Here is a 20,158-nt window from a genome sequence, read left to right as displayed (position 1 = left end):
GTTTAGTGTAACAAGAGTTGACAGCCATCTAACTTGCTCGTTAAACTAATTAAAAAATTAGTTAATTAAATTATAGGGTTTTATAATCATGTTACAAGGCGCACCCTGGTTATTGGCTCATCGCTCCATGCTCAAGATAAATCAGCCTTTTAAAGTTTCTTTATATGGGAATGACTACGTACTTTGGTTAGATAGCGCTGGTAAAATTAGCTGCTTACCTAACGCTTGTCCTCATTTAGGTGCAATGCTTTCTGAAGGTTGGTGCGTGACAAAAGCAGATGGTAGTAGTACCGTAGTTTGTCCATTTCATGCTTTAGAATTTGATAGCAATGGCTGTACAGTATTACCCAATAGCGACAAGCAGACAAAATCTTTAAGCAAACCCTTAGAATTAATTATTCAAGGTGATTTTATTTGGACTTATGGCGGATATGAAGCTATAATTTCTATCCCGACAATTTTAAAAGATTTTGCCGCAGAATATGAATTTATCGGACATAGCAAAAACTTCAGTGTCAAAACTGAACTATTGACAATGTTGCTAAATATGCACGACTATGATCATCAAAATGGTACACACCGTCCTTTATTTGAGATCACCGAAGTACAATTTAAAAAATTTATTGACAACGGACATCACTCTCATGCTTACTTTGATTTAATTAGAAAGCAGCCTAAATTAAATGACTTGCTCAAAAATCCCGGACTATTAGCTATACCAAACACAATTAACGCTCATTTAGAAAATTTCTTTCCTTTCTGTGTAATTGTACATGGTGAAAGTCCTTTTGCTAGTGTTAAACAAATTCATTTCTTTGTTCCCGAATCACAAACACATACTCGCACCTATGTTTTGGTTTATGGTAAAGCCAAACATCCTATCGCCCATTTAATTAAAAAGAATTTTGTCCGATTAGCAGAAGTAATAGTTGAACAAGATGCTGATATTTTAGGTAAACTCTATACCAACATCCCTCAAAATATAAAAATGAGTAACGAAATTGGCATGGATTGGGCAAAACGTAACTTTGCTAATTTTCCTATGATTGTCGAACCGAATCTATCTCGATAAATCATCAACAACTCAAAAATAATAATTTAGAGATGTTTCACAAAACGTCTCTATTATTTCGTAAAATAAAATCTTAAAACTTTATGAATATAAAAGAAATAAAAATCAGTAAATATCTAACTTTAGAAGAATTTTGTACCTGTACCCAAACTTATCAGAAATATTCCCAAAATATCAACCCCTATCCTCAAAACTTACCAGAAGTAATTCCTGCTTTAGAAGATTTAAATAAATTTATCATTGACCCAATTATAGATTATTTCGGAAGAGAAAAATTTCAACTTACCTACGGATTTTGTTCTCCAGACCTAAAAAAATATCTAGAGAAAAAAGACCCAATTACAGGTCGAAAAAATGGGCGTGTAGCTCCTAATCTCGACCAACACATGAGCTATGAAATCAATAAAAATGGCAAATACTACTGTGAAAGATTAGGTGCAGCTTGTGATTTCTTGATTACAGACTTACCAAGTACAGAATTAGTAGAATGGATTTTACAAAATAAACTACCTTTTGATTCCCTTTACTTTTACAGTAACCAACAACCAATTCACATTAGTTATGGAATTCAACACAAACGCGATATTTGGACATTTAACAACTCAGGAATACCCACAAAAAAAGGACTTGAAAATTGGATAAAACTAGCAAAAGAAATTTGAAAAAACAAAACATCTATTCCTCCTCTCTCCGACTCTGCGCCTCTGTGTGAGATACATTCTTCCTTCTTTTTCGAGAGTTCAAAGCAGCCTTCAGTATTTTCAATTTATAAGCATCACAATCTTTGCTCCAAGTTAACTTATAACCATTGAGAACAGCACAATTTTCTTTTAAACATTGTTTCCAACCAGAAAGACGACGAATACTCCGCCAATCATCCAAAAGTCCCCAGTCTTGTTCTTGAAGAGTTAATTTAGCAAATTTCTCATATTGGGGATAATCTGGAGTCACTAAAGCATCTATTTGGTGTAATATTGGTGGATCATCTTCAAGATCATAGTCTTGATAAGTAACGTGTAAATCTCGCAAATCAATTGTCATCACTTTTGATAAAATTGGATGAGGATCAATATCAAAATCAGGATAAAACAAATAAGAAATTTTGGGTGTTTGAATATGAAATTTAATCACATTTGCTACTTCTAAACGCCCAATTGTCCTACTAGCACAACCTTCATAAAGACGCAGTAAAGGATCAACAGATTGTAATGCAGAAATATGCACCCAAAGGGAATTAGGTAATTTTTTACCTATTTTGCTTTCTTGACAACTTTTAATAATTAGTTCTGTATTCCCCAGACTGCGTAACATTTGATCAGCATCTAAACAAGCTTGTTTATAAGTACTATATAAACTAACTATATCCTCTTGTACCGCTGGGGCTAATTGTCCTAATCTGGGACGACGACTAAAGTTACACAGCGCTAAATAAACCATCAAATCTTGACGGCGTTTGTCTGCGATCGCTTCCCATTCTTCAGAGTCCGTCGCCTGTATAATTACACTAAAGGCACGCCGTAAACTACCAAATTCTGTACAAATTTCCACTTCTTGAGACAATTCCCCCTTACTAGGAAGTCTTCCTCGTTCCGTCATAAAAGCCATCAAAGGCGCTAACAGTTGCTGATGTTCTTCAAACCGCCTCACACAAGCACGTATTCTTGGAGTACTAGCACGAGAACGGAAGCGCGAAGACCTAAATAACTGTGCTTCAGCTTCATCCCGAAACACAAAGTAAACGCCCAAAGCCACGGGAATTGCATCAACTCCTAACACTTGATCAATGTAAATTTTTAATTCTTCTTGTTCATAATATTTCTGAAATGTGTTTCGTCTAGTAATTACTCCATCACCATAAGCAATTACACCGCGTTTAATATCAGCTATTAACACTTGGGCGGCTACTAGCAGCACTTTCTGAGTTAGTTCCCAAGCTTGTATTAAAGCTTCCCGGCGTTCACTTTGGTCTTCGATAACATTAATTACAAAACCAATATTGACAATCTCCGCAGGTGTACGGGGAGTATTTGGAGAGTAAAAAGGGTCCCAACCGCTGCTAATGTAACCTTGTTCTGCAATCCGGCTGACATCTCCACCGTGTCCACAACCATAATCAAAAAAGTTTGTTTCTGGGCTAAATAAGCTAGATTCTAAGGCCAATCTAACTGGACGGGATAAATCAGGACGAATAATTGCTGCTTTGTGGCGCTCAATTTTTGGGGTTAAATTTACTGTATTAGTGATTTGTCGTTGAATCAGGTTGTGTCCCTGTATTTCCACTCCATAAGCTTGTAACCGCTTTTCCCAACCCTCTCTTGTCCCAATTCCTCTGGTATTATTCAGTAATCCTAAAGCTTCTTGTGCGCGGGTTAGGGCTGCAAACTGTTGATAAAAGGGATAGTCTGGTGTGACAAAAGTTTCTTTGCGGTGCAAAATGGGGGGATTTGCTGAATCGCTGTAATCGCGGTAGCCAACTTCATGGGTTTCTAAATCAACTTGAATACTGGCTCGTAATTCAGGATGAGGGTCAGTATCAAAATCAGGATAAAATAAATAAGAAATTTTGGCTTTATTAGTACTAAATTTAACTAATGTAGCTCCTTCTACTTCCGGTACGATCATACGGGCGCGGCTTTCATATTCCTGAAGCCAGGGGTCAAGTATTTGCAGTGCTAATACATGAATGTAAAAGGCATCAGGTAATAATTTACCAAATTTACTGTTTTGGCAATAATCAGCAATACGGAAATCTCTGTTAGATGCGATCGCTTCTTTGTCCGTAGGTACATGACTCTGTTCAATCGGTTCTGCAATTAAGCAGGTTTCTTCAAGTATTTTCCAGTTGTTTTCAGGCTTAATCATTGCAGTCATTAGTAAAGAACTACTGCTAACAAGAAAGTTATTTACCCTGTTTTATGTTTAAAATTTTAAGTCATAATCAGCATTTTAGAATTTTTATTCTTGAAACATAAAATAAATTTAGACTTTAGAGTTAAGTTATGTTTCCTTCTATGACTATTTTGATCTGAGGGTTCATATACCTGGATTAAACTACTGATATCTGAACGATAGTGTGAATTTAGATATGTAATTTGTATAATAGAGAAATATTAGTTAAGTTAATAATGTCCAATGATTGTGGTTAATAATTAGATTAACTTTTGTTAATTCAGCAATGTATTTTACAAATTCTGAACGTTCATAAAGTTATAAATCTGTTTGTTAAGTTTGTAATAACAGTTGTCTCATGTTGTAGCTTTATTTCGACAACTCATATCGAAATTGTGTAACCTAAAAACAACTAATCTCAAGATTTAATAGAGGTCTGATGACTCCTACAATTATGCGTCAGCTTTGGTCTATAGTTGAAGCCGCCCAAGCAGTGACTCTCTTACAGCTTGATGATGCTAGTTTGGTACAGTGGTTAGTCAAACAGACCACAAAGCAAGCCTTGTTAGACCCCAGTGAAGCTGACTACCTTTGCGACTATATTCAAGCTAGATTAACTCTTATCCGTGATCTTGCTTATGAACGTGAGCAGTCATGAACATCCCAGGCAGATGGGGAGAAAATCACCAATCATTACTGAATGCTTTGTGGCAAATAACCTTCCACTAAGCAATCAGAACCGATGACACGCCAACGAACACGTTCTAAGGGTAACGCCTCAGTCATGGTAGTAAAACCTAAGTCGCCTACAGGTGTAGGGGCATTAGTACCACCAATGATTTTGGGAGCAATAAAAGCCAAGATTTTTTGTACTGCTCCTTGAGCGATCGCACTGGCTGCTAAAGTACCACCACATTCCCACAACACGCTACAAAAACCTCGCTCGTATAAATGAGTCATCACTAATTCGGGCGTTAGTGATGGAAATTCCACCACTTCTACCCCCTTTTTGAGCAGCATTTCTTGAAAATCGCGGGAACTGCCAATTTCTGTCAAAACTAAACTTGGTGCCTCAGCAACTTCCCAGAGGTGGGCATTTTCTGGAAAGTTTAGACTGCGACTCATCACCACCCGCAGGGGATTATGCCCACCTACCTGATGGCTGGTTAAATAAGGATTATCTTGCCGTACAGTATTTCCACCGACAATTACAGCATCACAAGCTGCTCTAAGTTGATGTACTTCGCTGCGGGCATCTGGATTTGTCACCCAAGTACTATGACCAGAACTAGCAGCAATTTTGCCATCTAAGGTCATGGCATATTTCAAAATTCCTAAAGGCCGGTTGTAGAGAATACGATGTATAAAACCTTCATTTAGCTGCCGACAAGCACTTTCTTCTACCCCTACCACCACTTCTATTCCCGCTGCACGTAACCGGGCAATCCCCCCTCCAGCTACCAGAGGATTAGGATCAACCATACCCACTACAACCTTAGATACACCAGCATTGATCAATCCTTCCGAACAGGGCGGAGTTCGTCCGTAGTGGTTACAAGGTTCCAGACTGACATAGATTGTCGCTCCACGGGCGCTATCTCCGGCGGCTTTGAGGGCAAAAACTTCGGCATGAGGTTCACCAGCGCGGGGATGAAACCCTTCTCCCACAATCTCCCCATCTTTGACAACTACTGCCCCTACTAACGGGTTTGGTGAGGTGCGCCCCAAAGCGCGACGGGCTAGTTCTATACACCGTTCCATCATGCGAGAGTCAAATTCACTACCCACCATTTTTGGGGCTGGGATATCTACGCTGATGACAGATTGTCCCAGAAGTTGATTTTCTTGAGTGTCTTTGGATGAAGATGCATCTGCTGAAGCTACAGGTGGGGAGTTATTCATGTTAACTAACTCTTGAATAATCTTAAGAATTACGAATTAATTTTGTCTGTTGCCACCAGCGATTTAAGGGATAATAAACTACAGGGGCCCACAAGCTACTGAGAATTGCAGATGCTAAGGCAACACGCTGGTAGTATGTCCAAATGTCTTCCACTTTGCGATCGCCTGTGAAAGACAATTGCACAGCAAAAATAGTATCCGCTAACACCGCCATTCCAAAGACAATTAAAGCGATAGAAATAAAGTCTTCTTGAATAAAACGCTGCTTCTGAATTAAACCCGTGAGCATCCCTACTATCCCCAAACTGATTGCATGAGTAGGGTTAGGCGATGTCATCCCATCTTGTAGTAAGCCAATTACTATACCCGCGAATGCACCAACAAAGAGCGATCGCTTCACACTCCACGCCACCACCCAAATTAGTACCCAGTTAGGGCCAATACCCAATAATTCCATACCTGGTAAACGGGTTGGTAACATCAGTAAACATAACAGCACAGATCCAGATGTTACTGCCCAATCCAATAATTGACGCACCCAAGGATACCAATGTCTCAATGCTGGGAGCAAGAATGTGGATTTTCGGTCTGGCGATGGTGCTGTTCTCTGTCTCTTGCCAGGAAATCCAGGAATTTTCATTGTTTTGCCAAATTGTCAACTATTTAATTAGATTTTTGTGACTGTTGATTGATCACATTAGGTTTTTCCGGATTTGTGTTTTCTGGCTTAGGATATACAGTTACCCAATCTAAATATTTAATTGGTGGGAATAGCTCAACTTTTGCCACTGATGCTGGAAGTTTCTTTAAATCCAGAGATTTAACTCGTCCTACCGGTAAGCCAGCCGGGAATTTCTGACTATAAGTGGAAGTAGAAATTAAATCCCCCACTTTAACATTAGGAACTTTTTCGTAAAACTCTAGCACCCCTTCGGCAGAAGAATCTCCACGTAAAACCCCCTTGGCTGCTGTGCGGCTAATAGTAACACCTACATGACTTTTTAGATCGCTAACTAACAACACACGGCTAGTATTGGGAGTAACACTTTCTACTAAACCAACTAATCCACCATCAGCTTTAACAACAAAACCTTCTTGAATACCAGCGTTTGTCCCACGATTTAGAGTCACTTGTTGCCACCAGTGATCCGCACTGCGTCCTACTACTCTCGATAGAACTGGTTTGACTGATTCCTGCTCCTTTTCTACATAACCTAATAAACTTTGAAGTTTTTGATTTTGACTTTCCAAATCGACTATGCGGGTTTGTAACTCCATAAACCGAGCGTCACGAATACGTTCTTCAGGACTTATTCCTGGCTGCAATATCTGTAACGGACGGGTAATACCTTGATATATTTCCAACAGTAGTGTGCCTTGAGTCTGTCGCAGTGTCCAAGCACTACCAACTACTAAAGCTAACAAACCTATTTGTAAACCTTTATGTTCCCACCAACGGCGTGCAGTAAACATTTATACCTGTATATATTCTATAAGTTATCAAGGATATTGGATTCCATAACTCACATTGACAGAACCCAGTATCCAGCTTACATTTTTTGCTACATATTGCGAGAACGACCACTGAAGACTCGTTCTAGCTGCTTAAAGTTTTCTAACACACGACCAGTTCCCAAGACAACGCAGCTTAAGGGATCGGCCGCAATGTGTGTTACAATACCTGTCTCATGACTAATCAGGGTATCTAAGCCTTTGAGTAATGCGCCACCACCTGCCAGCATAATACCTCGATCAATAATATCTGCTGCCAGTTCTGGCGGTGTACGTTCTAGTGTTCGCTTGACTGCTTCTATAATTACCGAGAGAGGTTCCAACATACTTTCCCGAATTTCCGGGCCTTTAATGGTAACAGTTCGAGGTAATCCAGAGAGCAAATGCAAGCCTCGGACTTCCATAATAGCATCACCGTCATCATTGGTAGGATAGGCAGAGCCAATCCGAATTTTGATATCTTCAGCAGTTCTTTCCCCAATGACTAAGTTATGAACTTTCTTCATGTAGTGAATAATTGCTTCAGTTAACTCATCTCCCGCGATTCGGACTGATTCACTGATTACAGTACCCTGAAGACTCAGCACTGCTACTTCTGTTGTGCCACCACCAATATCAATGATCATGTTACCAGTGGGTTCAGCAACAGGTAGTCCTGCGCCAATTGCTGCTGCTACTGGCTCATCAATCAAATATACTTCCCTAGCTCCTGCTTGAGTAGCTGCATCCATGACAGCCCGTCTTTCAACTCCTGTTACCCCGCTGGGAATACCAATGACAATCCGAGGTAGAATTAATGATCTGCCTTCATTTACTCGCTGAATAAAGCTTTTTAGCATTAATTCAGCGGTATCGAAATCAGCAATGACTCCATCACGCAGGGGACGGACGGCAATTACATTACCTGGTGTCCGACCTAGCATTTTTTTGGCATCTTCTCCAACTGCCAGCGCTATTTTTTCATTTTGATCAATGGCCACTACCGAAGGCTCTTGGAGTACAATTCCTTTACCAGATACATAAACTAGGGTGTTGGCTGTACCGAGGTCGATACCCATATCCCATGATGAGCGAAAGTTCCTGAAAAGACCCACGCGTCTCTAAGCCCCCTATTTGCGCTACTTATGAATATAACGTCAGAATTAATTGTGCTGGATTCTATTATGTTTTTTCGCCTGACTCCAGTCAAACAGACTATTTTTTTCCATAAATTTTGTCAATCTTGATGGAAGTTTCATCCATCTTATTTTCTCTATTCCCAAGTCACTCAGTATAACCGTATAATTTTGGCAATAATGCCAAGTCATTTTTGAATCATTGTGTGGAATTAATGATATTGCTAATTACTTAACATATTTTAAATGTTTTTACAATTAAATATTATATACTTCCCAAAGTATCAAGTACTCTTGTACTAAAAGGTCACACTTATGAGCATTAATGTTGTCACTCTTGTCGGTCGTGTCGGCGGCGACCCGGATATGAAGTATTTTGAGTCTGGTACGGTTAAATGTAGATTAACACTAGCAGTTAATCGGCGATCGCGTAACAACGATAAACCAGACTGGTTTAATCTAGAACTCTGGGGGAAAACAGCTGAAGTTGCAGGTAACTATGTACGCAAAGGCAGCTTAATCGGGGTTAAAGGTTCTTTGAAGTTTGATTCCTGGAATGATCGCCAAACTGGAGTCAACCGTTCTAGTCCAGTTATTCATGTAGAACAACTAGAATTGCTAGGTTCTAAGCGTGATGGCGAAGGAGGGATGTCTGATATGTCTCCAGATAATTTCTAAATTTAGTCATTGGTCATTGGTATTCTTAATGACTAATGACTAATGACTAAATAAATAATAACTAGTAACTAATTTGCAACGTTACTGATGCTTGTACTTCTTGTTCACCTCCAACTATAGGGGTAGAAGCATCAGCATTAGTTAACTTAGCTTCAGCCCGGTAAAGCATGGGTGGAGGTGGCGCACTTGCACCATTAACTTGAATACTAACTATTTCTTTCGACTTCAACCCCAATGAATCAAGAACTGCCTCTGCTTGCTGTTGAGCATTCTGGGTCGCTTTTTTAAGTGCTTGTTTTTGGGCATTGGCGATCGCATCATCACTAGCTACAAAACTCACACCGCTAATTTGTGTCGCTCCAGTTTTGATAGCTTCGTCTAACAATGTACCAGCTTTATCAGTAGGAACACGAAAACTCACCATATTGCTGGCAGCATAACCCGTAATTTTTTGTACATTATTGTTGTAGCTATATACTGGATTAAGGCGAACACCTGTAGTTTCTAATTTTTCTACATTGCGGTTTTTGAGCAGATTGACTACAGCTGATGACCTGCGGGCTGCTTCTTTTTGTACCTCCTCGGCTGTTTTACCTTGCACCTCCACACCTAAATTAACTTGCGACAAGGTTGTAGGAATTGTTTCCACCCCACGACCACTCACAGTCAAAGTGCGCCATAATTTTTCTTTTTCTTGTGCCGATGCCGGTAATGTAAAAATCATCAATAAAAGCAAAGTTAAACAAAGTCCTTTCCAAAACTCACCCTGCTGAAAACCAGAACTGGATAAATTAGCTTTATACATTAGATTTACACTCCTCAAAAAATTTATAGGGATTTTCCAGGTTTTAGGCAGCGTTTACCAAAGGATATTCACAACTAAAACGCAATTGTTTGATTTGGATATTTATACTTTGACACTGCCTAAATCCAAAAGTTGCTTGGTTACATTTTTGGCAACTGAAAAAATATAGCAACAGACAGGGCGGCTAGGAAACCAACTGATGATAAAACCTAGACACCAAAAGACTTTTCAGACTGTCACCTCTCACCTGTTCCCTATCACCTGTCATAACACTAAAATTTCTAGAGGTTTGATTATGGTCTCTTACCTGCTGTATATGAAAAAACTATGGTTACTGTAAGTAGCGAGTATAAGTCTATGGCTATGAAATAGTTTCAATAACAAGGTAAAAATAAAGAGAAGGATATTCACAGAACCAATGCAGTTTTTCAGTGCAATCAATTTTACTGTTCCCCTGTTGGCTAGTACTACAGAAACCGTAGACAGTTCAATGGTAATCGCCTCGGTGCTACTGAGTCTAGTAGTAATTTACTTCGCCAGCAAAGTAGGAGGGGAATTATCAAACAGAATTGGTTTACCTCCAGTCTTGGGTGAACTTGTTGGTGGTGTAATCATCGGTGTCTCTGTACTTCATCTGTTAGTATTTCCCGAAGGTGGGACAGACAGTTCTAATTCTTTAATTATGACCTTCCTGCAAATCACTGCTGGTTTAACTCCAGAAGCTACACCACAGGTATTTGCCGCTCAGTCAGAGGTCGTTTCTGTTTTAGCAGAACTGGGTGTGATTATCCTGCTATTTGAAATTGGCTTGGAATCAAACTTAAAAGACTTAATGGAAGTTGGTATCCAAGCCGTACTTGTGGCAGTAGTGGGTGTGGTAGTACCCTTTGCTGCGGGGACCGTAGGGCTAATGACTTTGTTTGGTATTAGTGCTATACCCGCAATTTTTGCGGGGGCAGCTTTAACTGCTACTAGTATTGGTATTACTTCCAAAGTCCTCTCAGAACTAGGACGCTTGAATTCTAAAGAAGGGCAGATTATTCTGGGTGCGGCTGTATTAGATGACGTACTGGGAATCATTGTCCTGGCGGTAGTTGCTAGTTTAGCGAAAGATGGCGTAGTCGATGTAGGCAATGTCATCTATTTAATTATCAGCGCTACTAGTTTTCTTGTTGGTGCGATTGTTTTGGGTAATGTATTTAACAAATCCTTTGTAGCGATCGCAGATAAACTCAAAACCCGCGGTGAATTGGTCATACCTGCCTTCATTTTTGCCTTTATTATGGCCTATTTAGCTGCCGTCATCCACTTAGAAGCAATTCTTGGCGCTTTCGCAGCAGGTTTAGTTCTAGAAGAAACCGACAAACGCAAGGAACTGCAAAAGCAAGTTATTCCCATTGCTGATATGCTAGTACCGATATTTTTTGTTACTGTTGGGGCAAAAACTGATTTTGGAGTATTAAATCCAGCAATCCCCAGTAATCGAGAAGGCTTAATTATGGCAACTTTCCTGATTACAGTCGCCATTATCGGTAAAGTGATCACAGGTTTAGCCGTGTTTGGACAACCCAACATCAATCGTTTGGCTATTGGTGTGGGGATGATTCCCAGAGGAGAGGTAGGCTTAGTATTTGCTGGTGTTGGCGCTGCTAGTGGCGTTCTCTCAAAACCATTAGGAGCAGCAATTATTATGATGGTAATTCTCACTACTTTTTTAGCTCCCCCTCTATTAAGATTCGTATTTCCCGAATCAACCACCACAGCTACTCTAGATGGTGCAATAGCAACAGCAAATAATGGTGTAACTTTGGAAGATAACTCAGATTCATAGGAGAGTCTGAATCAGTGATTATTTTCTGATTTTTACTTGTCCATAATTAACTATGGACAAGTATATTTTGATGGATATAAAGCCTGTTTTCTTTCTGCTTTTACCATAACTGCTGTAATATTATTTAAAGGAAACTTATCTGTTGCAATCACCGTCTGCTGTGATAGTAAATTTGCAAATAATGGCGGCAGATGAAAAATTACAAATCTAATACAGTAAGTCTTTTACAATCCACAATCTAAAATCCCAACTTGGTACGAGTGTAAGGATTCATCTAAGATTTTTGAACTAAACCGCGTCTATTTTGAAACCCATAGTTTTTTTAATCGGGTTTTATTCTCAAATTCTATACTCTTCCCTGTTCCCTGTTCCCTGTTCCCTGTTCCCTGTTCCCTGTTCCCTGTTCCCTGTTCCCTGTTCCCTGTTCCCTGTTCCCTGTTCCCTGTTCCCTTTTAAAAAACTACAGTTCTCAACTTGGACTAGGTTTATCTATAGGAATCCTATTTGATTTTTGTTGGCGTAGCCAGCGCCTTGCACTTACAAGGCTCAGTACAGATATATACCCTTATTACCCATCATCTGTTATGGTTTGAGCAGTTAATAATAGCTATTTAATATATTTTAAAAATATGATTTAGGCTGGCTATAGTCAGGAATTTTAACCGTAAATCCAAAAATGTAAATTAGGAGCAAGCAATTTGAAAATATACTCATTACTACCCGGTACTATTGGAACTATTTTCTTACTATCTTCGCCAACTTTAGCCGCAAAATTAGAATCTTGGCAGTTTGATAAAAATCAAAATCGACTAGAAATTAATACTTCTGGGGCTGTACAACCCCAAGCACAACTAATTTTTAACCCTACACGTTTAGTAATTGATTTACCAGGAACTAAATTTGGGCAATCTCAATTAACTCAACCCGTAGGTGGTGCTATTCGCTCAATTCGGGTAGGACAGTTTGACCCTCAAACAGCACGCATAGTTGTAGATTTCACTCCTGGTTATACTGTAGATCCTAATTTAATTAAATTTGTTAGCACAACTGGCAGTCGTTGGACAGTCCAATTACCAAAGCTAGAAGTTGAGAAAGTTCCAGTTTCTAGCAACACTAATACTTATAGTTTAGTGACGATAGACTCTCAGCCTAAACCAGAGTTTTCAACAGCAACTAACACTACAGCCGGAACAACTCAAATTCAGAAAATACAAACCACAGGAGATGGTTTTTTTATTCGTACCAGTGGTGGTAATCCCCGAATTCAGGTAAATCGTAGCCGCGATAGCGAAGCGCTGCTGCGAAGCGCAGATCGCACAACTATTTTCATGGATATCTCAGCCGCTACTTTATCACCTGGTTTAGCACCAAGGAATGTACTAGTAAATCAGCATGGTGTCAGCCGCATCGAATTCACTCAACTGCAAACAAAACCAGCCTCTGTCCGTCTCACATTGCGGGTCGATAAAAATAGTCCCGACTGGAGGGCTAGTATCAGCAGCGTTGGTGGCTTAGTTCTACTACCGACTAAGGGTGTGGTTCGCTTACCTGGAAATAATCATCAATCCACACTTATTCCCTCAACCAGCAACCTCCCTGTTACTAACTCCCCAGCTACTATTCAATCTGTAGAACTAGCTGCTAATGGTACACAACTACTAATTAGAGCCGACCAAACTCTATCTGCTACCGGTGCTTGGGATAAGTCTAGTGGACTATTTCGCATCACAATTCCCAATGCTAAGTTAGCACCTACAGTCACAACTCCTACTTTCAATACTAATAGCTCTGTTCTCCGGGTACGTATGCAACAGCAAACACCCAACAGTGTAGTTATGTTTGTTCAGCCTGCATCTGGTGTACAAGTTGGAGCGCTTAATCAAGTTAGTAACCAGATTTTGGCTCTAGAATTACAAAGATATCGTCAAGTAAGACCCCTAATCAGCTTACCTCCCTTACCATCAGCCAACAGTGGACAATTGCCAAACCCAAATATCAGGACTCCTCAGCCCCGACCCCGTGCCTCAGTTCCCAAAGGGAAATTATTAGTTATCATTGACCCTGGACATGGTGGTAAAGATTCAGGAGCTGTTGGTATTGGTGGAGTACAAGAAAAAAATATCATCTTGCCCATTGGCAAAAGGGTAGCAGAGATTTTGCAGCAAAACGGTGTGCAAGCAGTGATGACAAGAGATTCTGATTATTTCGTTAGCTTACCCGGACGGGTAAATATGTCAGAAAGAGCTAATGCTGATGTATTTGTCAGCATTCATGCTAATTCCGCCGGAGCAAGTCGTCCGGAGGTTAGTGGTTTAGAAACGTATTATTACGACAGTGGTCTGACTTTAGCTCGTATTGTCCATAACAAAATTCTTCAAAGTCTCAATGTCAGAGACCGAAAAGTCCGTAAAGCCAGGTTTTATGTTCTCAGAAAAAGTTCTATGCCCTCAATTTTAGTAGAAACTGGTTTTGTAACTGGTCGGGAAGATGCTGCCAAGCTCAGAACCTCAGCTTATCAAAATCAGATGGCCGAAGCGATCGCCCAAGGAATTCTCCAGTATTTAAAGCAAAGATAAAAACTGTAAATTCGTTTGTATCACTCGTCAAATTTGACCATCAACATTTATTTACCCAACAATTGATTCTTGACAGACTACTAAAAGCTCTGCTTAAAAAAATGGGATTTTTATGATTACGGTTAATTTTGATAGCTCTTTTTGGTGTAATCTGATGCTTTGCAGCTTAAATTGATTTACGCTCACAGCATGGCAAAATTTAAAACCTATGCTATAGTGTTACGCCATTAGCTGTGTATCGATACCAGCGCCAAGCTAAATTTTGGGCGGTAAAGGTGTGAGGATTTGCCAAGATACATATTGACGACTCCCATGAATGCGAATCAGGAGAAAGGACTGTGAAACTACACTGGTTAATACCCAGCACTTTTGGAACTATATTCATGCTATCGTCGCCAGCAATGGCCGCGAAATTAGAATCTTGGCGCTTTGATCCCAATCAAAACCGCCTAGAAATTAACACATCAGGTCCTGTTCAGCCCCAAGCACAACTAATCTTTAACCCAACTCGGTTGGTAATTGACTTACCAGGTACTACCTTTGGTCGTCCTCAGTTAACCCAACCGATAGGTGGAGCAATTCGTGCTATTCGCATTGGGCAGTTTGATGAACAAACAACGCGCCTAGTTGTAGAACTTACTTCTGGTTATACCCTAGACCCCACCCTCGTCAAATTCACTGGGGCTAGTAGCAGTCGCTGGATAGTACAACTACCACAGTTAGAAGCCCAAGCACCACCATCTTCTGGCTATGTAGGTGAGCAAGCAACAGAAACACCTAAATTCATACCCCCTCAATCACCATTCACACCCACAGCCTCTCCTGGAAATACTTACAACATGGTGACAAGAACTCCTGTCACCCTTCCTAACCGTGACATAGCCCTCAACACTATCAGGGGAGTAGTCCAAATTGAAAACTTGCGGGTAACAGGGGATGGTTTTTTCGTTCGTACTAGTGGTGGTAGTCCCCAAATTCAATTTGATCGTAGCGAAGATAAGCGCATAATTAATATTGAAATTGCTGGCGCTGCATTATCACCAAAATTTGGACAGAGGGATTTGTTGATTAATCGCTATGGTGTCAGCCGTATTCAATTGACCCAACTGTCAAGTAAAACGCCTACTGTCCGCATGACTTTGCGGGTAGATGGCAATAGCCCCGATTGGCAAGCTACAACTGGCAATAATGAGGGTTTTGTTTTACTGCCTAATCGTCTAGTGAGATTGCCAGAAAATCGACCCTCTACAGCAATTGTTCCCAACGCCCCAGCCACAATTGGGTCTGTAGAACTGGCTAGTAATGGTACACAGCTACTGATTAGAGCCGACCAAGCTATATCTGCTACTGGTGGCTGGGATAGAACCTCTGGTTTATTTCGCATCACTATTCCTAATGCTAAGTTAGCTAGTAAAGTACAAGGTCCCGCTTTTAATGCTAATAGTCCTGTTCTTAGGGTACGTCTACAACCTCAAGTTAACAGTGTAGTTGTCTTTGTTCAACCCGCCTCTGGTGTGCAAATTGGAGAACTTAACCAAGTAGGAGAAAAGCTGTTAGCTTTACAGTTAGAACGCTCTCGGCAGGTAGCACCTCCAATTAATTTACCTCCTTTATCATCAATCAATAGCAGGCAACTACCAGACCCAACTACAGATAGTTCTCAAATACGTACTCAGCCACAACCGCGTTTCTCTGTTCCTAGAGGAAAACTATTAGTGGTTATTGACCCCGGACATGGTGGTAAAGATTCAGGCGCTCCCGGTTTGGGCGGTTTGTTAGAAAAGGATGTCATCCTGCCAATTGGTAAAAGGGTGGCTTCGATTCTAGAGCAAAATGGTGTCCAAGCTGTGATGACGCGAGATGCTGACTTTTTTGTAGAATTACAAGGACGAGTAGATATAGCCAAGCGAGTAAATGCGACTTTGTTTGTCAGCATTCACGCTAATTCAGTAGATAGTCGTCCTGATGTGAATGGGTTAGAGGTATATTATTACGACAGTGGTTATGGTCTGGCAGAAACTGTTCGCAAAACTATTCTTCAGGATATCGGTACGATCAAAGACCGAGGAACCCGTAAGGCTAGATTTTATGTGCTTAGGAAAAATCCTATGCCCGCTATTTTAGTCGAAACGGGTTATATGACTGGTCGTGAGGATAACCCCCGGTTAGGCTCTCCAGAGTACCAAAATCGCATGGCTGATGCGATCGCTCGTGGTATCCTCAAGTATCTACAGCAACGATGAGAATACAGTACTTTTACAATGTAACACACATTACTAATTATAAAGTCAGTATGTAGACTTATTTGAGGTACGGAATTTAGTGGTCACTCGATTTTGGATTTACGTTAGCGAAGCGTACGCAGCGCAGCGAGTATTTTGCCGTCCTTTAGAACAGGAAACCCATACCAAATTTTTTTGGCTCTCCTAGACTTCGTTTGATAAATTAATACTAAAAAACCCCTAAAACACCTGACATAACTAGGTTTTGCTAAAATAGAATCAAAGATTTAATAAAAATATGCTTTCTGATTCTTGAATACCCTACTATGTAAGGACTTAACCTGATATCAAGTATTAATTTTCTATAACTAGTCTAGGAAAGCCATTTTTTTTAATCTAAAATCTAAAATCTAAAATTCCTGGTCAATCAGAGAATTGTCTGCTAAATTCTGTATTTTAAATAGCAAAATCTCAATCAACAATTTACCTGTGTATTCATCTTCCATTTTTGAAGGTAATCTTAATAATTTCTCTGAGAAAGAACCTCAACGCGCCCCTATTGGTGTGTTTGACAGCGGTGTAGGTGGGCTGACGGTACTACGACAACTCTACAAGCAACTTCCCAATGAATCAATTATTTACTTTGGGGATACAGCCCATCTTCCTTACGGTATTCGTTCACAAGCAGAAATTTTACAATATGTCAGAGAAATCCTAATCTGGATGCAACAGCAACGGGTGAAAATGGTGATTATGGCTTGTAATACCAGTTCAGCCCTAGCTCTAGAAAATGTCCGTCAAGAATTTAATTTCCCTATTCTCGGAGTCATCCTACCAGGAGCAAAAGCTGCTGTACAGCAAGGTAAGCGTATTGGTGTCATAGCTACCCCAGCAACTGCCAAAAGTAATGCCTATCGTCAGGCTATTATAGAAATACAACCTGATGTCCAAGTCTGGCAAGTCAGTTGTCCAGAATTTGTGCCACTTATTGAAAAAAATCGCATTCATGACCCTTATACAACAGAAGTGGCTAGATCATATCTAGAGCCTTTAATCAAACAGGAAATTGATACCTTGGTCTATGGCTGTACCCATTATCCCCATTTAGCACCAGTATTGCGATCGCTCCTCCCTTCACAAGTCAAGCTGGTTGATCCAGCTGTTCATGTTGTGGCAGCTTGTACTCAAGAGTTAGACTTATTAACCATCAGAAATACTTACCTACCAATGCCTACTCGCTTTGCTGTCAGCGGTTGTCCCCAACAATTTGCTCAGTCTGGTTTACAGTGGTTGGGCTATACTCCTCTGGTAGAACAGGTATTTCTTTCTGATGCCACAGTATCCTAGTACCGAGTACCGAGTACTCAGTACTCAGTACTTTTTTATTGACTATTGACTACCTCAGTTACTTTTGTCCTTAGTCCTCTTTCCTGATTGTGCTGATCCTGTATAGCTGAAGCTCCACTTTTAAGAACACCTTTTTTGCCTGTTCGCTTTGCTAGTGCTAATAATAAGTAGACGGTGAATAAATATCCAGCAGCTAAAATAAATATCAACATAGGCATATTTACGTAAATCATTGTTCTACCAGCCCCGCTCTCAAGGGAATATAAAATTGCATACAAAAAAGTAGAACTTCAGTCAATCAAGAATGTACTTGATTACTGTAGTTAGCTATGAAAAATCACCCAGTAGAGTGTTAATTCTCTTCGGTTAACGAATTTATGATTTTATTTATTTTGCCGCAGACCACACATCCGACAGTAGTTAATTTGTCATTTAGCAAATCAACTGCGCTCTTCAGCAGTCTACCCAGTCTGCGTTATTTACCCTCACACCAATCGATTTAGAGCTACACTAATGCTCAACTTGTGCTGAATGAGTGTAGTGGCTTCCCGAATAGGAGGCGCATTATCTAACCCAAAAGGCCTTTTGGTCACGTAAAAAGATTCAGGAATTATTCCCTTTATTTTGTAGGCGACCTAATATTTTAGACTCACAGCACCAATGAGTAAAATCACTTAGTGGTGATTTGCTTTTTTGGAGGTGAATATCTTAAAAAATTTAAAACTCCTATAATTTAGCGTAACATAACCTAACGGGATTTTAAGATAACTTCCAGACTAAATTTCAAATTTTCTAGATGTTTACACACAAGCTTCATATCAAGCAATTTGCATGGGAAATAAATTAACAAGACGTGAAAATAAACCTCTTTCATCACTATTGGATAAATCTACGAATTTTCAAGGTTACAGCCCACGAAAAATAAAGGTTTAACCCCACTGTGAGAAAAGAGGGAGCATCCGATGTCCAAAATCAGCAGTTTTAATAAATAATTCGGTTTTTGACCCAAGAACTATGACAACGGCTAAGGTGGTTAGGACAGCAAAAGACTTTCGACACTGTCAATTGTCATATTTTCCTATCACAAGTAGTTCAAAATAGCAAACTTTTTTCTGCTTTTTTGCAGATCATGGAGTATGGGATTCCCTGAGGAAAACTTTGCGCTGGCATTGGGTTATCTTAAAATGAGTAAAGGATATGTAAACTTTCGTAACCTAAGTCAGAGTCCGCCCATCCATGACCCCAGCCACCTCCCTGTTTACCCCTGTGGAAGCAGACCTGCAAATACTAGCAGATAACCTCACACAGCTAGTTGGAAATCGCCACCCCATTCTCTATGCAGCCGCCGAACATTTATTTGGTGCTGGGGGCAAGCGTCTCAGACCAGCAATTGTGCTGCTAATATCGCGGGCAACCATGCTAGAACAAGATATTACGCCCCGTCATCGCCGCTTGGCAGAGATTACGGAAATGATCCACACAGCCAGCTTAGTACATGATGATGTAGTGGATGAGTCAAATGTACGCCGTGGTGTACCTACGGTTCATAGTTTATTTGGTAATCGTATTGCCATACTAGCAGGAGATTTTCTCTTTGCTCAGTCGTCCTGGTATTTAGCAAATCTAGACAATTTGGATGTAGTCAAACTACTTTCAGAAGTAATTATGGATTTGGCGGCTGGGGAAATCCAACAAGGACTGAATCGTTTTGATACTAATCTCTCTACGGGAACTTATCTCAAAAAGAGCTATTACAAAACAGCTTCCTTAATTGCTAACAGTTCTAAAGCAGCTGGATTACTCAGTGAAGTTTCCCCAGAAAGTGCTGACAATTTGTATAACTACGGTAAGCATCTTGGTCTAGCTTTCCAAATAGTAGACGATATCTTAGATTTCACTGGTTCTACAGATATCTTAGGGAAACCAGCCGGATCGGATCTCAAAAGTGGTAATCTAACAGCCCCAGTGTTATTCGCCTTAGAGGAACAACCTTACCTAGAAGTGCTGATTGAAAGAGAGTTTGCCCAAGCTGGTGATTTAGATCAGGCACTGGGGTTGATTACAGATAGCCAAGGTATACAGCGAGCTAGAGAATTAGCTGCTCACCATGCTAAGTTAGCTGCTGAAAATATTGCCACTCTAGAATCCTCAGAATCACGACAAGCATTAATTAACATGACTGATTATGTACTAAGCCGTCTCTATTAGC

At 40.2% G+C, this 20,158-nt stretch carries 17 protein-coding genes; 9 read left to right on the top strand and 8 right to left on the bottom strand.

What is annotated here, in order from left to right; all coding sequences use genetic code 11:
* The first annotated feature begins 88 nt into the window (after window positions 1–88).
* Both ANA7108_RS0106265 and ANA7108_RS0106260 read left to right on the top strand, forming a co-directional pair.
* Window positions 89–1,072 (top strand): Rieske 2Fe-2S domain-containing protein, encoded by a 984-nt coding sequence (locus tag ANA7108_RS0106265; RefSeq protein WP_016949918.1) that lies wholly within the window; start codon window positions 89–91, stop codon window positions 1,070–1,072.
* An 83-nt stretch (window positions 1,073–1,155) separates the two neighbouring features.
* Entirely contained in the window at window positions 1,156–1,734 is a 579-nt protein-coding gene (locus ANA7108_RS0106260) for a hypothetical protein (protein WP_016949917.1), read from the top strand.
* A 13-nt stretch (window positions 1,735–1,747) separates the two neighbouring features.
* Here the strand turns inward: ANA7108_RS0106260 and ANA7108_RS0106255 are convergent, their stop codons facing one another.
* Complete coding sequence (locus tag ANA7108_RS0106255) at window positions 1,748–3,943, bottom strand: DNA phosphorothioation-associated putative methyltransferase (RefSeq protein WP_016949916.1); 2,196 nt, start codon at window positions 3,941–3,943, stop codon at window positions 1,748–1,750.
* Between the two features lie 457 nt (window positions 3,944–4,400).
* Between ANA7108_RS0106255 and ANA7108_RS0106250 the strand changes: the two genes are divergently transcribed.
* Window positions 4,401–4,619, top strand: coding sequence for a hypothetical protein (locus tag ANA7108_RS0106250; protein WP_016949915.1), 219 nt, complete (start codon window positions 4,401–4,403; stop codon window positions 4,617–4,619).
* Window positions 4,620–4,654: 35 nt separating this feature from the next.
* Here the strand turns inward: ANA7108_RS0106250 and ribD are convergent, their stop codons facing one another.
* The 4 genes from ribD to ANA7108_RS0106230 form a co-directional block, all read right to left on the bottom strand.
* Entirely contained in the window at window positions 4,655–5,863 is a 1,209-nt protein-coding gene (ribD, locus tag ANA7108_RS0106245) for a bifunctional diaminohydroxyphosphoribosylaminopyrimidine deaminase/5-amino-6-(5-phosphoribosylamino)uracil reductase RibD (protein WP_016949914.1), read from the bottom strand.
* Between the two features lie 22 nt (window positions 5,864–5,885).
* On the bottom strand, window positions 5,886–6,503 hold the full coding sequence (gene mreD / locus ANA7108_RS0106240; protein ID WP_016949913.1) for a rod shape-determining protein MreD: 618 nt from the start codon (window positions 6,501–6,503) through the stop codon (window positions 5,886–5,888).
* 23 nt (window positions 6,504–6,526) lie between these two features.
* Window positions 6,527–7,336 (bottom strand): rod shape-determining protein MreC, encoded by an 810-nt coding sequence (mreC, locus tag ANA7108_RS0106235; RefSeq protein ID WP_016949912.1) that lies wholly within the window; start codon window positions 7,334–7,336, stop codon window positions 6,527–6,529.
* Window positions 7,337–7,425: 89 nt separating this feature from the next.
* A complete protein-coding gene (locus ANA7108_RS0106230; protein ID WP_016949911.1) occupies window positions 7,426–8,433 on the bottom strand; it encodes a rod shape-determining protein in 1,008 nt (335 codons plus the stop codon).
* Between the two features lie 372 nt (window positions 8,434–8,805).
* Here ANA7108_RS0106230 and ANA7108_RS0106225 point away from each other — a divergent pair, with 372 nt between their 5' ends.
* A complete protein-coding gene (locus ANA7108_RS0106225) occupies window positions 8,806–9,168 on the top strand; it encodes a single-stranded DNA-binding protein (protein WP_016949910.1) in 363 nt (120 codons plus the stop codon).
* 61 nt (window positions 9,169–9,229) lie between these two features.
* Here ANA7108_RS0106225 and ANA7108_RS0106220 read toward each other — a convergent pair whose 3' ends face one another.
* Window positions 9,230–9,973, bottom strand: a complete 744-nt coding sequence (locus ANA7108_RS0106220; RefSeq protein WP_016949909.1) for an SIMPL domain-containing protein — start codon at window positions 9,971–9,973, stop codon at window positions 9,230–9,232.
* Between the two features lie 418 nt (window positions 9,974–10,391).
* Between ANA7108_RS0106220 and ANA7108_RS0106215 the strand changes: the two genes are divergently transcribed.
* Window positions 10,392–11,804, top strand: a complete 1,413-nt coding sequence (locus tag ANA7108_RS0106215) for a cation:proton antiporter (RefSeq protein WP_016949908.1) — start codon at window positions 10,392–10,394, stop codon at window positions 11,802–11,804.
* Window positions 11,805–12,502: 698 nt separating this feature from the next.
* Window positions 12,503–14,380, top strand: coding sequence for an N-acetylmuramoyl-L-alanine amidase (locus ANA7108_RS0106210; protein ID WP_016949907.1), 1,878 nt, complete (start codon window positions 12,503–12,505; stop codon window positions 14,378–14,380).
* Window positions 14,381–14,591: 211 nt separating this feature from the next.
* Here ANA7108_RS0106210 and ANA7108_RS30455 read toward each other — a convergent pair whose 3' ends face one another.
* Window positions 14,592–14,765, bottom strand: a complete 174-nt coding sequence (locus ANA7108_RS30455; RefSeq protein ID WP_192815428.1) for a hypothetical protein — start codon at window positions 14,763–14,765, stop codon at window positions 14,592–14,594.
* Between ANA7108_RS30455 and ANA7108_RS0106205 the strand changes: the two genes are divergently transcribed.
* Window positions 14,719–16,623, top strand: coding sequence for an N-acetylmuramoyl-L-alanine amidase (locus tag ANA7108_RS0106205; RefSeq protein WP_026104010.1), 1,905 nt, complete (start codon window positions 14,719–14,721; stop codon window positions 16,621–16,623). The genes ANA7108_RS30455 and ANA7108_RS0106205 overlap by 47 nt on opposite strands.
* Window positions 16,624–17,091: 468 nt before the next feature.
* On the top strand, window positions 17,092–17,949 hold the full coding sequence (gene murI / locus ANA7108_RS0106195; RefSeq protein ID WP_016949904.1) for a glutamate racemase: 858 nt from the start codon (window positions 17,092–17,094) through the stop codon (window positions 17,947–17,949).
* A 35-nt stretch (window positions 17,950–17,984) separates the two neighbouring features.
* Here the strand turns inward: murI and ANA7108_RS0106190 are convergent, their stop codons facing one another.
* A complete protein-coding gene (locus ANA7108_RS0106190) occupies window positions 17,985–18,182 on the bottom strand; it encodes a hypothetical protein (protein ID WP_016949903.1) in 198 nt (65 codons plus the stop codon).
* 1,003 nt (window positions 18,183–19,185) lie between these two features.
* On the opposite strand from ANA7108_RS0106190, the gene sds reads away from it, so the two are divergent.
* Window positions 19,186–20,157, top strand: a complete 972-nt coding sequence (gene sds / locus ANA7108_RS0106185) for a solanesyl diphosphate synthase (RefSeq protein ID WP_016949902.1) — start codon at window positions 19,186–19,188, stop codon at window positions 20,155–20,157.
* The last annotated feature ends 1 nt before the right edge of the window (window position 20,158 follow it).

Origin of the sequence: Anabaena sp. PCC 7108, assembly GCF_000332135.1 — a bacterium.
Classification (GTDB): Bacteria; Cyanobacteriota; Cyanobacteriia; order Cyanobacteriales; family Nostocaceae; genus Anabaena.
Note: the sequence above shows the minus strand (reverse complement) of the source record. Positions and strands in the feature narration are given on the sequence as shown.